The sequence below is a fragment of the Citrobacter arsenatis genome (assembly GCF_004353845.1).
Taxonomy (GTDB): domain Bacteria; phylum Pseudomonadota; class Gammaproteobacteria; order Enterobacterales; family Enterobacteriaceae; genus Citrobacter; species Citrobacter arsenatis.
In genome coordinates, this window is the sequence record NZ_CP037864.1 from 19147 (window position 1) to 32805 (window position 13659).

Consider the following 13659-nt stretch of genomic DNA (forward strand, 5'->3'; position numbering starts at 1 on the left):
AGCGGAGGATTATATTATCCCCTCATCTCTTGTCTGCCTGATGGCGCTCACGCTTATCAGGCCTACAGAACGTCACCGCACGTAGGCCGCCATCCGGCAAAAATAAACTATTTCTTCTTCACCGGACGCTGCCAGCCCTGTTTATGGACCTGAGGCACACGGCTTAATACCAGTTCGTTATCGGCAACATCGCGAGTTACGGTCGTCCCCGCCGCGATAGTAGCGCCTTTACCCACGGTGACAGGTGCCACCAGTTGAGTGTCGGAACCGACAAACACATCATCGCCAATAATGGTTTTAAATTTATTGGCGCCATCGTAGTTGCAAGTGATCGTACCCGCACCGATGTTCACGTTATCGCCAATTTCCGCATCGCCCAGATAGGTCAGGTGACCGGCTTTAGAGCCTTTACCCAGACGCGCTTTTTTCATTTCGACGAAGTTACCCACGTGCGCGCCTTCCTGCAGCTCTGCGCCCGGGCGCAGACGCGCGAAAGGACCGATGGTGCAAGCGGCTTCCAGATGGGCATCTTCCACCACACTGTAGGGGCTAAGCTCACAACCATCACCAATTACGCTGTTTTTGATGATGCAGCCGGTGCCAATCTTGACGCGATCCCCAACGGTTACGTTACCTTCAATGATAACGTTAGTATCAATTTCAACATCGCGCCCGTGAATAAGCGTACCGCGAAGATCAAAACGTGCAAGATCGCGCAGCATCACGCCCGCCAGCAGCAGTTTTTCTGCCTGCTCGGACTGATAAATACGCTCAAGACGGGAGAGCTGCAGGCGGTTATTCACACCGTCAGTTTCGCTAATACGTGCCGGGTGAACCGCAGCAATTTCGCGCCCTTCCTGATACGCCATCGCGATGATATCGGTGATGTAGTATTCACCCTGCACATTGTTGTTGGTCAGTTTGGACAGCCAGCGCTTCATGTCTGCGCCGTTGGCAATCAGGATGCCGGTGTTAATTTCCTGGATTTGACGCTGCTCGTCAGTGGCATCTTTGTGTTCAACAATACCTGTGACGTTACCATTCTCACGCGTGATACGCCCATAGCCGGATGGATCGTCCAGTTTTACCGTTAACAAACCAATGCCGCCCTGCGGTTTGGCTTCACGCAGGCGACGCAAGGTATCGGTAGAGATCAGCGGCACATCGCCATAGAGCATTAAAATGTCTTCGTCATCACCAAAGAACGGCGCCGCCTGCTGCATAGCATGGCCGGTACCCAACTGCTCTGCCTGCAGAACCCAGTTCAGGTTGCCATCTTGTAGCGTCTGCTTAAGCAAATCACCGCCGTGTCCATAGACCAGATGTACGTGAGTCGCACCTAATTCATTAGCGGCATCAATGACATGCTGAACCATCGGTTTTCCTGCGAGGGTATGCAGCACTTTAGGGAGATCGGAATACATACGCGTGCCTTTGCCTGCGGCAAGGATCACGACGCTCATAGCATTATTCAACATACACGTCCTGACTATAATTTGAGAACGAATTTATACCGTTTCACATTGAAAATACTACATTTTTTTCATCGTGAAATGGACCGAAGATAAAACGTTCAATAGGGAAAATCCCCCCACCAGATAAGCCTCTATTTTCGTCTATATCGGCGGCTTTTGTCTCCCAAAAACCAGGAGTCTGCTCTTATTAAAGCCTTAGGTTAATGTTTTTGCTATTTTTTTACTGCATGAATAAAGAGATACAAAAGAAAATACAATTTTATTGATGCGATTCAGTGAGAAGCAGAAAAAGTACACAAGAAAACAGAGGGAGTATGGAGAGCGAGCTAATAACAAAAAGGGGGAAGAGGGGAATTATTAACAGATGGCGCGAGCTGATAACTGTATGAAGCATCGCGCCACAGAGCAGTTCGGGGAAGACTAAACTTCCATGCTGCTGAAAAGTGCGATGATTTTGTTAATCAGTTTCATGTTGGTATCCTGTTTTTATCCGGATTAATTATGTGACATACACCACAAAAAGAAGTCTACGCCTCATTTTTTAACCGATCAAGATTTTTGTGATGTACGTCACAAAATAATAAAACAGCTTTTTAGTTCCACTTTTACTGAAACAAAACCATAAAAAAAGCCAGCCTGGAAACCAGACTGGCTTTTGTGCTTTTCAAGCCGGTGTTACATCGCTTTTTTGGTCAACTCGATAACGCGCAGTTTCGCGATCGCTTTGGCCAGTTCCGCAGATGCCTGAGCGTAATCCACGTCACCATGAGAGCTCTTGATGTGCTCTTCAGCCTTACGCTTCGCTTCCAGGGCTCTCGCTTCATCGAGATCCTGTCCGCGAATCGCGGTATCAGCCAGGACGGTCACGCTGCCAGGCTGCACTTCGAGAATGCCGCCGGACAAATAGATAAACTCTTCATGACCGAACTGTTTAACGATGCGGATCATACCAGGCTTAATGGCGGTGAGCAGCGGTGCGTGACCCGGGAAAATACCCAGTTCACCTTCACTACCCGTTACCTGGATTTTCTCGACCAGACCAGAGAACATTTGTTGCTCTGCGCTGACGACGTCCAGGTGGTAAGTCATTGCCATATCACCCTCCGATTAAGGCGTTAAAGTTTTTTGGCTTTTTCTACGGCTTCGTCGATAGAACCAACCATGTAGAACGCCTGCTCTGGCAGGTGGTCGTATTCGCCTTCCATGATGCCTTTAAAGCCACGGATGGTGTCTTTCAGGGATACGTATTTACCCGGAGAACCGGTGAATACTTCCGCAACGAAGAACGGCTGGGACAGGAAGCGCTGGATCTTACGCGCACGTGCTACCACCAGTTTATCTTCTTCAGACAGTTCATCCATACCCAGGATGGCGATGATGTCTTTCAGTTCCTGATAACGCTGCAGCAGGGACTGTACGCCACGCGCGGTGTCGTAGTGTTCCTGACCAACAACCAGCGGATCCAGCTGACGGCTGGTGGAGTCCAGCGGGTCAACTGCCGGGTAGATACCCAGAGATGCGATCTGACGGCTCAGTACTACGGTTGCATCTAAGTGAGCAAAGGTAGTTGCTGGGGATGGGTCAGTTAAGTCATCCGCAGGTACGTATACCGCCTGTACGGAGGTGATAGAACCGGTCTTGGTGGAGGTGATACGTTCCTGCAGAACGCCCATCTCTTCCGCCAGGGTCGGCTGGTAGCCTACCGCTGATGGCATACGACCCAACAGAGCGGATACTTCTGTACCGGCCAGGGTGTAACGATAGATGTTATCAACGAACAGCAGAACGTCACGACCTTCGTCACGGAACTTCTCAGCCATGGTCAGACCGGTCAGAGCAACGCGCAGACGGTTTCCCGGCGGCTCGTTCATCTGGCCATATACCAGGGATACTTTGTCCAGAACGTTGGAGTCGGTCATTTCGTGGTAGAAGTCGTTACCCTCACGAGTACGTTCACCTACGCCCGCAAACACGGAGTAACCGGAGTGCTCGATCGCGATGTTACGGATCAGCTCCATCATGTTTACAGTTTTACCTACACCCGCACCACCGAACAGACCAACTTTACCGCCCTTAGCGAACGGACACATCAGGTCGATAACTTTGATGCCGGTTTCCAGCAGTTCCTGAGAGCTGGACAGCTCTTCGTAGGAAGGTGCTGCGCGGTGGATAGCCCAACGCTCTTCTTCACCGATATCGCCTTTCATGTCGATCGGGTGACCCAGGACGTTCATGATACGACCCAGAGTTGCTTTACCTACCGGGACTTCGATCGGGTGCTCGAGGTCTTTAACTTCCAGACCACGACGCAGACCGTCAGAAGAACCCATGGCGATGGTACGTACGATACCGCCGCCGAGCTGCTGCTGAACTTCCAGCACCAGGCTCTCTTTACCATTCTGTACCTCAAGAGCATCGTACACGCGCGGTACGGCATCCTGAGGGAATTCGACGTCAACCACGGCGCCGATTACCTGGACAATTTTTCCAGTAGCCATCTTGAATCCTCTACGAATTAACCTGGTTATACCGCGGATGCACCACCGACGATCTCGGTGAGTTCCTGAGTAATGCTGGCCTGACGAGCTTTGTTGTATACCAACTGCAGCTCTTTAATCAGGCTGCCGCCATTGTCGGTCGCGGCTTTCATCGCCACCATACGTGCGGCCTGCTCGCTGGCCAGGTTTTCTACCACGCCCTGATAAACCTGAGACTCGACATAACGACGCAGCAGGGTATCCAGCAGCGCTTTCGGGTCTGGCTCATACAGGTAATCCCAGGATTTACGCTTCAATTCATCATCATCTGATGCCGGCAGAGGCAGCAGTTGGGTGATGGTTGGCGTCTGAGACATGGTGTTAATAAATTTGTTGCTGACAACGTACAGTCTGTCCAGACGACCTTCATCGTAGGCCTGCAGCATCACTTTAACCGGACCGATCAGTTCGGACAGGGAAGGGTTATCCCCCATACCGGTTACCTGAGCAATCACATTACCGCCAACGGAGTTAAAGAAAGACACGCCCTTAGAGCCGATCATTGCGATATCGCACTGAACGCCTTTATCGGACCATGTTTTCATATCCGCCAGCAGCTTTTTGAACAGGTTAATGTTCAAGCCACCGCACAGACCACGGTCGGTCGACACCACCAGGTAGCCCACGCGTTTAACGTCGCGTTCTTCCAGGTAAGGGTGCTTATATTCCAGATTACCATTCGCAAGGTGACCAATCACTTTGCGCATGGTCTCTGCATAAGGACGGCTGGCCGCCATGCGATCCTGCGATTTACGCATTTTGGAAGCGGCGACCATCTCCATCGCTTTAGTGATCTTCTGCGTGTTCTGGACGCTTGCGATCTTACTACGTATCTCTTTTGCGCCGGCCATGAGCTTCTCCTCAATGCCTTGCGGTCCGCCCTAAAGCAGACCGCCAGACGTTACCAGGACTGGGTTGCCTTGAAGGAATCGAGGATAGCTTTCAGCTTGCCTTCGATTTCATCGTTATAGCCACCGGACTGGTTGATCTCTTGCATCAGCGGAGCGTGGTCACGGTCAACGTAAGCCAGCAGAGCGGCTTCGAAGCTACCGATTTTCGCCAGTTCCACATCTTCGAGGTAACCGCGTTCAGCCGCAAACAGCACCACACCCTGCTGTGCTACAGACATTGGGGCATACTGTTTCTGCTTCAGCAGTTCAGTTACTTTCTGACCGTGGCTCAGCTGCTTACGCGTAGCTTCATCCAGGTCGGAAGCGAACTGAGAAAACGCTGCCAGTTCACGATACTGCGCCAGTGCGGTACGAATACCACCGGACAGTTTCTTGATGATCTTGGTCTGCGCTGCGCCACCTACACGAGATACGGAGATACCCGGGTTAACTGCCGGACGAATACCGGAGTTGAACAGGTTGGTTTCCAGGAAGATCTGACCATCGGTAATGGAGATTACGTTGGTCGGAACGAACGCAGAAACGTCACCCGCCTGGGTTTCGATAATCGGCAGAGCGGTCAGGGAGCCGGTTTTACCTTTAACTTCACCATTGGTGAACTTCTCAACGTATTCCGCGTTTACGCGGGATGCGCGTTCCAGCAGACGGGAGTGGAGGTAAAATACGTCGCCCGGGAATGCTTCACGTCCTGGCGGACGACGGAGCAGCAGGGAAACCTGACGGTAAGCAACAGCCTGTTTAGACAGGTCATCGTAAACGATCAGCGCATCTTCACCGCGGTCACGGAAGTATTCGCCCATTGCGCAACCGGCATATGGTGCCAGATATTGCAGTGCAGCAGATTCAGACGCGGTCGCCACCACAACGATAGTGTTGGACAGTGCGCCGTGTTCTTCCAGTTTACGAACCACGTTAGAAATGGTGGACGCTTTCTGGCCGATAGCCACGTACACACATTTAATGCCGGAGTCACGCTGGTTGATGATGGCGTCGATTGCCATCGCAGTTTTACCTGTCTGACGGTCACCGATGATCAGCTCACGCTGGCCACGACCGATTGGGATCATGGCATCAACAGATTTATAACCGGTCTGTACTGGCTGGTCGACGGACTGACGTTCGATTACGCCTGGTGCGATAACTTCGATTGGCGAGAAGCCATCGTTATCAACCGGACCTTTACCGTCGATCGGGGAACCCAGAGTGTTCACCACACGACCCAGCAGGCCACGGCCAACCGGAACTTCAAGAATACGACCCGTACACTTAACCTTCATGCCTTCGGCGAGGTCAGCGTATGGACCCATAACAACAGCACCTACGGAGTCGCGCTCCAGGTTCAGTGCGATTGCGTAACGGTTACCCGGCAGGGAAATCATCTCACCCTGCATACAATCGGCCAGGCCGTGAATGCGGATAACACCGTCACTTACAGAAACAATAGTACCTTCGTTATGAGCTTCGCTCACAACATTGAACTGAGCAATGCGCTGCTTGATCAGTTCGCTGATTTCGGTGGAATTCAGTTGCATGCTCCAGTCCCCTTAAGACTGCAAGACGTCTGCAAGGCGCTCAAGACGGCCGCGTACGCTGCCATCAATGACCATATCACCCGCTCGGATGATTACGCCTGCCATTACAGACTTATCGATTTTGCAATTCAGCTTAACTTTGCGTGACAGACGTTTTTCCATCGCTGCACTAATCTTCGTAAGCTGTTCATCACTCAGTGCATTGGCAGAAGTGACTTCTACCTCAGAGATAGCCTCACTGGCTGCACGCAGGTGAATAAACTGCTCAAGAACATCCGGGAGCGCATTCAGACGGTTATTTTCAGCCATCACCCTAATCAGGTTCTGGCCGCTTTCGTCCAACTGCTCACCGCACACGGCGATAAACGACTCAGCGAGCGTTTCCGGCGCCAGCGCGCCAGAAAGAAGCTCTGCCATTTGTTCGTTTTTAGTCACCTCAGCGGCAAACGTCAGCATATCCTGCCAACGGTCAACGCTTTGGTGCTCAACGGCAAAGTCAAAAGCTGCTTTGGCGTAGGGGCGAGCTACCGTAATAAATTCAGACATCAGCCCCTCCCTCCTTACAGTTCAGCGACAAGTTTGTCCACGATGTCGCTATTAGCAGCTTCATCCACGGAACGTTCGATGATCTTCTCGGCGCCAGCAACAGCCAGGATAGCAACTTGCTTACGCAGCTCTTCGCGAGCACGTTTACGCTCGGCGTCAATTTCCGCCTGCGCTTGTGCCACGATTTTAGTACGTTCCTGCTCTGCTTCAGTTTTAGCTTCGTCCAGGATCTGAGCGCGACGTTTGTTCGCCTGCTCGATGATTACCTGAGCTTCCGCCTTCGCTTTTTTCAGCTGGTCGGTCGCGCTGGCCTTTGCAAGGTCAAGATCCTTATGTGCTCGTTCTGCAGAAGCAAGGCCGTCAGCAATTTCTTTTTGACGTTTTTCGATGGCAGCCATTAACGGCGGCCATACGTACTTCATGCAGAACAGAACGAACAGGACAAACGCGATGGCCTGGCCGAGGATTGTTGCGTTAAGATTCACAGCACAATGCCTCTATCTAGTTAACGTTCTGATATTGCTCTTAATTCAAGCAACGCTTACTACGCGACAGCAAACATCACGTACAGACCCAGACCTACAGCGATCATTGGGATTGCATCCACCAGACCCATAACGATAAAGAACTGAGTACGCAGCAGAGGAATCAGATCCGGTTGACGCGCAGCGCCTTCCAGGAATTTACCCCCGAGGATGCCGATACCGATCGCAGCACCGATTGCCGCCAGACCCATCATCACAGCGGCAGCAATGTACAGCAGATCCATATTCAGGTTTTCCATGACAGTCTCCAGTTTGTTTCAGTTAAAACGTAGTAGTGTTGGTAAATTAATGCTCTTCAGATGCCATCGACAGATAGACAATCGTCAGAACCATAAATATGAAGGCTTGCAGCGTGATAATCAGTATGTGGAAAATGGCCCAAGGCACATTCAGGATCCACTGTGACCACCACGGCAACAGACCAGCAATCAGAATGAAAATCAGCTCACCGGCATACATGTTGCCGAACAGTCGCAGACCAAGAGAAATTGGTTTGGACAGCAGGCTTACCCCTTCAAGGATTAAGTTGACAGGGATGAACGCCCAGTGATTGAACGGCTGCAGCGTCAACTCTTTCGCGAAGCCACCGATGCCTTTCATTTTGATGCTGTAGAACAGAATGAGGATAAATACGCCCAGAGCCATCGACAGAGTGATGTTCACGTCAGCAGACGGAACCACACGCAGAGCCGGCAGGCCAAAGATATGCTCACCGATGTACGGCAGCAGGTCGATAGGCAGTAAATCCATCAAGTTCATCAGGAATACCCAGACGAAAATCGTCAGGGCCAGCGGAGCAATCAGCTTGCTTTTGCCATGGTACATGTCTTTCACGCTACCATGCACAAAGCCGATTACCAGCTCAATCGCGGTCTGAAATTTACCTGGTACGCCGCTGGTCGCCTTTTTAGCAACGCTACGGAACATAAGCAGGAACAACAGACCCAGAACCACCGAGAAGAAAATGGAGTCAATATTGAGCGTCCAGAAGGTGGCTGGGGGGTTGTGCGGATCCACCAGCGAGAATGTACGTAGGTCCAACTGAAGGTTATTCAGATGGTGTCCTATGTAATCCTGCGGCGTCATATTTTCTGAAGCCATGATGCCTTTACCCTTTGTTGTTAATTACAGCCGGCGCCAGTATCTGAACCACCAGCACCAAAACCCACGTAACGATCAGCGGCATGAATACCGCTTTCAAAACAGCCAACGCCACCACCAGCAAAACCAGCATCGCTAACACCTTGAAGGCTTCGCCGAAAGCGAACGTCCAGGCTACTCGACCTTTAGCTGGTGTATGCGCCTGGTGACGCCAGGCAAATATCATAAACAACACATTAGGCAGTAACACTGCCAATCCACCGCACAACGCGGAGATGCCCCAGAAAGGGTCTTTGAGGCTAAACAGCAATCCACTTGCTATTACCGCCAGAAGCTGTGTGAGCAAAAGCTTACGAGCAACGTTTCGACTCAAGAGCGACATAGACATCACGTTTTTACTCCTGCTCCCTTCGAGGTATGCCGCGTGTCGTATAAAACGTTCTTTATGGCTTAGAGTCAAGCATCAAAAAGCGGTCAAATTATACGGTGCGCCTTCGTGATTTCAAACAATAAGTAGCTAAAAAGTGAATAAATGTTTAAATATTTTTCGCCACCCCACATTTATCACTTTTAGGCAAACTGTGAACGATCATGCAAAACTGCAAATGCCGCGTAAACACTGGCGGTAAAGCGTGCACCAGATCACATATTGAACATATTCACCTTCGCATAATTTATTTACGTGGCAAATGATGCCTTTTCATCTTTTTGATATTTAAGCGTAAAAATACCCACTATTTCAAAAACAACACCTAACAACAAAAAAACCACTCATTGACATTTATAATAAAAAATTAACACAAAGGGTGATTCTTCGGTTCTATTTTTAGCAGACTGATATTTTCACAACTGACTTGTTTCGTTTTTAACAAAAAACGGTACGTTATAGTTATGATGCAAAACCGTAAGGTACTGGTGAAATGTAACGGCTTTTAACCACACTATTCCCTATGACTTTTAACACCTGAATAGCCGTTTTTTTTCTAATTTATTTGATAAAAATTAAATTTTGTTTGGCTTAATAACCACCAAATGACGTTCACCATCCAGTTGCGGAACGCGTAATTTTTCGACTGACTCGACGCTAAATTCTATAGGTAATGCATCAATTTCATCTGCAGGCAACTGCCCTTTTAGCGCATAAAAACGCCCATCCTGGCCCGGCAAATGATGACACCAGCTCACCATATCATTGAGTGACGCGAAAGCACGGCTAATAACCCCATCGAACGGTGGCTCTGAAGGGAATTCTTCGACGCGGCTTTGCACTGGAGTAATGTTAGTCAGCGCAAGCTCATGCTGCACCTGACGCAAGAAACGGACACGTTTTCCCAGGCTATCCAGCAGTGTGAAATGGGCTTCAGGGCGCACGATAGAGAGCGGAATGCCCGGCAGGCCCGGTCCCGTCCCCACGTCAATAAAACGCTCCCCCTTCAGATACGGCGCAACGACAATGCTGTCCAGAATATGGCGCACCAGCATTTCGTTAGGATCCCGTACCGAAGTCAGGTTGTACGCTTTATTCCATTTGTGCAGCATATCGACATACGCAATCAGCTGATTTTTCTGGTGATCGGTAAGAGAAATACCGGCATCAGCCAGCAGACGAGAGAGTTTATTGAGCACGGTAAATACCTGTTGAGATGCTTACTGGCGGGTGGCGCTTTGCTTACCCGCCCTACGGGGTTCTGTAGGCCCGGTAAGCGCAGCGCCACCGGGCGATGTTCAAATGTTACGCGCTGCGGCGCAGCATACCTTGTTTTTTCAGCCATACCAGCAGAATGGAGATGGCGGCAGGCGTAATACCGGAAATGCGCGATGCCTGACCGATCGATACCGGTTTGTGATCGTTCAGTTTGGCGATAACTTCATTCGACAAGCCAGAGACCTGGCGATAATCCAGCGTTGCAGGCAACAGGGTATTTTCATTACGCTGCTGTCTTTCGATTTCTTCCTGCTGGCGAGCGATATACCCTTCGTATTTCACCTGAATCTCAACCTGTTCCGCGGCCTGAGCATCATCAAGCGCAGGTGCAAACGCAGATAAAGAGGTCAACTGAGCATAGGTCATATCCGGGCGGCGCAGCAGATCTTCACCGCTGGCTTCACGTGACAGAGGTTTTGCCAGGTGAGCGTTCACTTCAGCTGCAGATTCCGCTAACGGGTTTACCCAGGTTGATTTGAGACGCTGGCGTTCTTGTTCGATGCGCTCCAGCTTCTCGTTGAAGCGAGCCCAACGCTCATCGTCCACCAGACCCAGTTCACGGCCAATTTCAGTCAGACGCAGGTCAGCGTTATCTTCACGTAGCATCAAACGGTATTCTGCGCGTGAGGTAAACATACGGTACGGCTCTTTAGTACCCAGCGTGCACAGGTCGTCCACCAGTACGCCAAGATAAGCCTGATCGCGTCGCGGCGCCCAGCCCTCTTTCTCAGCAGACAAGCGTGCGGCGTTCAGACCCGCCAGCATGCCTTGTGCGGCAGCTTCTTCGTATCCGGTTGTACCGTTAATCTGGCCCGCAAAGAACAGACCCTGGATAAATTTGCTTTCCAGAGTAGGTTTCAGGTCACGCGGATCGAAGAAATCGTACTCAATGGCGTAGCCTGGACGAACGATTTTCGCGTTTTCCATGCCCTGCATTGAACGCACAATCTGCATCTGCACATCGAACGGTAGGCTGGTGGAGATACCGTTCGGGTAAATTTCGTTAGAGGTCAGTCCTTCAGGCTCGAGGAAGATCTGGTGCTGGTTACGATCGGCAAAGCGCATCACTTTGTCTTCGATCGACGGGCAGTAACGTGGACCAATCCCTTCGATCACGCCTGCGTACATTGGGCTACGATCGAGGTTATTGCGGATCACGTCATGGGTTTTCTCATTGGTATGCGTGATGTAACACGGCATCTGGCGCGGGTGTTGAGAAGCATTGCCCAGGAATGAGAAGACCGGCATCGGGTTATCGCTGTTTTGCTGGCCAAGCACGCTGAAATCAATAGTGCGCGCATCGATACGTGGCGGTGTACCGGTTTTCAGGCGGCTGACGCGTAGCGGCAGTTCACGCAGACGACGTGACAGCGGGATAGACGGCGGATCGCCAGCACGGCCACCGCTGTAGTTATCCAGACCAATATGAATTTTACCGTCGAGGAAAGTTCCTACGGTTAATACAACCGCTTTGGCGCGGAACTTCAGTCCCATTTGGGTCACTGCGCCCACGACACGATCGTTTTCAACAATCAGATCTTCAACCGCCTGTTGGAAGATCATCAAGTTGGGTTGATTCTCCAGTGCGGTGCGTACCGCCTGGCGATAGAGCACACGATCGGCCTGAGCTCGGGTAGCGCGAACGGCTGGCCCTTTGCTTGCGTTTAGTATCCTAAACTGGATACCCGCATGGTCGATCGCTTTTGCCATTAACCCACCAAGCGCATCCACTTCTTTTACCAGGTGTCCCTTCCCAATACCGCCGATCGCCGGATTGCAGCTCATCTGCCCCAGAGTGTCGATATTGTGTGTCAAAAGCAGAGTCTGCTGACCCATTCGCGCCGCGGCCATTGCGGCCTCGGTGCCTGCATGACCCCCGCCAATGATGATGACGTCAAAAGGATCCTGATAAAACATGGTAATTGCCTCGCATAACGCGGTGTGAAAATGGATTGAAGCCCGGGCCGTGGATTCTACTCAACTTTAGTCGATGGAGAAAGACCTGGGATCCTGGGTATTAAAAAGAAGATCTTTTTATTTAGAGATCTGTTTTATTGTGATCTCTTATTAGGATCGCGAGTTTCTGTGGATAAGGGCGATCCTTTGAATAAGATCAACAGGTTGCTGAGGATCATTAGCTGTGAATGATCGGTGATCCTGGTCCGTATAAGCTGGGATCAGAATGAAGGGTTATACACAACTCAAAAACTGAACAACGGTTGTTCTTGGGATAACTACCGGTTGATCCAAGCTTTTAACCAGAGTTATCCACATAAAAAAGTACGATCTTTACAAAACTCTGAGCAATGGATGCCACGATCCCAGCCAAATTTCAGCCGGATCTTCCGGAATTTCATGTTCCAGTACGTTGATCCTGAGCGTTTCGCCGACCTGTTTTGCCCCACAGGCCTTCAGTTCGGTTTCCAGCTTGTCGATTGCGCCGCAAAAAGTGTCATATTCACGACTGCCGATCCCGATTGCGCCAAAACGCACTTGTGACAAGTCCGGTTTTTGCTCACGTAACGCATCATATAAAGGCTGTAGGTTGTCAGGAATGTCTCCTGCACCGTGCGTAGAGCTAATAATCAGCCAGATCCCGTCAGTCGGAACCTCTTCAGGCATTGGCCCATGCAGTATTTCGCTGGAAAAACCGGCGTCGTCCAGCTTTTCAGCCAGATGCTCTGCTACATATTCCGCACTGCCAAGCGTACTACCGCTGATAAGAGTGATGTCTGCCATGATCGCCCACCTTTATAAAGAGGGCGTATTGTACGCTGTGAGCGAGCTGGGATCTACCTGTGGAAAACCAGGGTATTAAAAAAAGCGATCATGGTTTGATGGTACGCATGATCGGGTTTTGCAGGACGATCAGGGTTTCCGTGGACTGAATTTCATCAATTGTTTGGATCTTGTTGATAAGTACCTGCTGCAATGCGTCAATTGACTTGCACATCACCTTAATAAAGATGCTGTAGTGCCCGGTGGTGTAATACGCTTCGGTCACTTCATCGAGGCTTTCCAGTCTCGCCAGCGCTGACGGATAGTCCTTCGCACTTTTCAGAATGATGCCGATAAAGCAGCCGACGTCATAGCCCAACTGTTTGGGACTAACATCAATCCGCGCGCCGGTAATGATCCCGGCCTGCTTCATCTTTTCTACACGTACGTGAATTGTCCCTGGGCTGACGCCGAACTGTTTGGCTAATTCAGCGTAGGCAGTACGGGCATTTTCCATTAAGGCGTCAAGAATGCCGCGGTCCAGATTGTCGATCTGATAATTTTCCATAGGTTTTTCTTATGTAGATTA

The 13659-nt window shown here is 50.6% G+C and carries 14 protein-coding genes; all 14 read right to left on the reverse strand.

Features of this window, described 5'->3' with window-relative positions; genetic code table 11:
• Positions 1-107 precede the first annotated feature (107 nt).
• The 14 genes from glmU to asnC all read right to left on the reverse strand — a co-directional run bounded on the left by glmU (position 108) and on the right by asnC (position 13638).
• Positions 108-1478, reverse strand: coding sequence for a bifunctional UDP-N-acetylglucosamine diphosphorylase/glucosamine-1-phosphate N-acetyltransferase GlmU (glmU, locus tag E1B03_RS01050; protein WP_133085560.1), 1371 nt, complete (start codon positions 1476-1478; stop codon positions 108-110).
• 672 nt (positions 1479-2150) lie between these two features.
• On the reverse strand, positions 2151-2570 hold the full coding sequence (locus E1B03_RS01055) for a F0F1 ATP synthase subunit epsilon (RefSeq protein WP_003023809.1): 420 nt from the start codon (positions 2568-2570) through the stop codon (positions 2151-2153).
• 20 nt (positions 2571-2590) lie between these two features.
• Entirely contained in the window at positions 2591-3973 is a 1383-nt protein-coding gene (atpD, locus tag E1B03_RS01060; RefSeq protein ID WP_133085561.1) for a F0F1 ATP synthase subunit beta, read from the reverse strand.
• Between the two features lie 26 nt (positions 3974-3999).
• Positions 4000-4863 (reverse strand): F0F1 ATP synthase subunit gamma, encoded by an 864-nt coding sequence (gene atpG, locus E1B03_RS01065; RefSeq protein ID WP_003023804.1) that lies wholly within the window; start codon positions 4861-4863, stop codon positions 4000-4002.
• 50 nt (positions 4864-4913) lie between these two features.
• A complete protein-coding gene (gene atpA / locus E1B03_RS01070; RefSeq protein ID WP_003023802.1) occupies positions 4914-6455 on the reverse strand; it encodes a F0F1 ATP synthase subunit alpha in 1542 nt (513 codons plus the stop codon).
• 12 nt (positions 6456-6467) lie between these two features.
• Positions 6468-7001 carry a F0F1 ATP synthase subunit delta gene (gene atpH / locus E1B03_RS01075; RefSeq protein ID WP_006687767.1) on the reverse strand — a complete coding sequence of 178 codons (534 nt, stop codon included), beginning with the start codon at positions 6999-7001 and terminating at the stop codon, positions 6468-6470.
• A 14-nt stretch (positions 7002-7015) separates the two neighbouring features.
• Positions 7016-7486 (reverse strand): F0F1 ATP synthase subunit B, encoded by a 471-nt coding sequence (gene atpF / locus E1B03_RS01080; RefSeq protein WP_003827022.1) that lies wholly within the window; start codon positions 7484-7486, stop codon positions 7016-7018.
• A 59-nt stretch (positions 7487-7545) separates the two neighbouring features.
• Positions 7546-7785, reverse strand: a complete 240-nt coding sequence (gene atpE, locus E1B03_RS01085; protein ID WP_003023794.1) for a F0F1 ATP synthase subunit C — start codon at positions 7783-7785, stop codon at positions 7546-7548.
• Positions 7786-7831: 46 nt separating this feature from the next.
• Positions 7832-8647: a F0F1 ATP synthase subunit A gene (atpB, locus tag E1B03_RS01090; protein WP_003023792.1), complete on the reverse strand. Its 816-nt coding sequence runs from the start codon at positions 8645-8647 to the stop codon at positions 7832-7834.
• Positions 8648-8654: 7 nt separating this feature from the next.
• Positions 8655-9035 (reverse strand): F0F1 ATP synthase subunit I, encoded by a 381-nt coding sequence (gene atpI, locus E1B03_RS01095; protein ID WP_043018820.1) that lies wholly within the window; start codon positions 9033-9035, stop codon positions 8655-8657.
• 614 nt (positions 9036-9649) lie between these two features.
• Positions 9650-10273, reverse strand: coding sequence for a 16S rRNA (guanine(527)-N(7))-methyltransferase RsmG (gene rsmG, locus E1B03_RS01100; RefSeq protein WP_103769344.1), 624 nt, complete (start codon positions 10271-10273; stop codon positions 9650-9652).
• 106 nt (positions 10274-10379) lie between these two features.
• Positions 10380-12269 (reverse strand): tRNA uridine-5-carboxymethylaminomethyl(34) synthesis enzyme MnmG, encoded by a 1890-nt coding sequence (gene mnmG, locus E1B03_RS01105; protein WP_103769343.1) that lies wholly within the window; start codon positions 12267-12269, stop codon positions 10380-10382.
• Positions 12270-12641: 372 nt separating this feature from the next.
• Entirely contained in the window at positions 12642-13091 is a 450-nt protein-coding gene (gene mioC / locus E1B03_RS01110; RefSeq protein WP_103769342.1) for an FMN-binding protein MioC, read from the reverse strand.
• Between the two features lie 88 nt (positions 13092-13179).
• On the reverse strand, positions 13180-13638 hold the full coding sequence (asnC, locus tag E1B03_RS01115) for a transcriptional regulator AsnC (protein ID WP_003023780.1): 459 nt from the start codon (positions 13636-13638) through the stop codon (positions 13180-13182).
• Positions 13639-13659: the final 21 nt, after the last annotated feature.

What these genes read in the sequence shown, in the direction of transcription:
- glmU (WP_133085560.1), bottom strand. Translation starts at nt 1,478, where the DNA reads ATGTTGAATAATGCTATGAGCGTCGTGATCCTTGCCGCAGGCAAAGGC.
- E1B03_RS01055 (WP_003023809.1), bottom strand. Translation starts at nt 2,570, where the DNA reads ATGGCAATGACTTACCACCTGGACGTCGTCAGCGCAGAGCAACAAATG.
- atpD (WP_133085561.1), bottom strand. Translation starts at nt 3,973, where the DNA reads ATGGCTACTGGAAAAATTGTCCAGGTAATCGGCGCCGTGGTTGACGTC.
- atpG (WP_003023804.1), bottom strand. Translation starts at nt 4,863, where the DNA reads ATGGCCGGCGCAAAAGAGATACGTAGTAAGATCGCAAGCGTCCAGAAC.
- atpA (WP_003023802.1), bottom strand. Translation starts at nt 6,455, where the DNA reads ATGCAACTGAATTCCACCGAAATCAGCGAACTGATCAAGCAGCGCATT.
- atpH (WP_006687767.1), bottom strand. Translation starts at nt 7,001, where the DNA reads ATGTCTGAATTTATTACGGTAGCTCGCCCCTACGCCAAAGCAGCTTTT.
- atpE (WP_003023794.1), bottom strand. Translation starts at nt 7,785, where the DNA reads ATGGAAAACCTGAATATGGATCTGCTGTACATTGCTGCCGCTGTGATG.
- atpB (WP_003023792.1), bottom strand. Translation starts at nt 8,647, where the DNA reads ATGGCTTCAGAAAATATGACGCCGCAGGATTACATAGGACACCATCTG.
- atpI (WP_043018820.1), bottom strand. Translation starts at nt 9,035, where the DNA reads ATGTCTATGTCGCTCTTGAGTCGAAACGTTGCTCGTAAGCTTTTGCTC.
- mnmG (WP_103769343.1), bottom strand. Translation starts at nt 12,269, where the DNA reads ATGTTTTATCAGGATCCTTTTGACGTCATCATCATTGGCGGGGGTCAT.
- mioC (WP_103769342.1), bottom strand. Translation starts at nt 13,091, where the DNA reads ATGGCAGACATCACTCTTATCAGCGGTAGTACGCTTGGCAGTGCGGAA.
- asnC (WP_003023780.1), bottom strand. Translation starts at nt 13,638, where the DNA reads ATGGAAAATTATCAGATCGACAATCTGGACCGCGGCATTCTTGACGCC.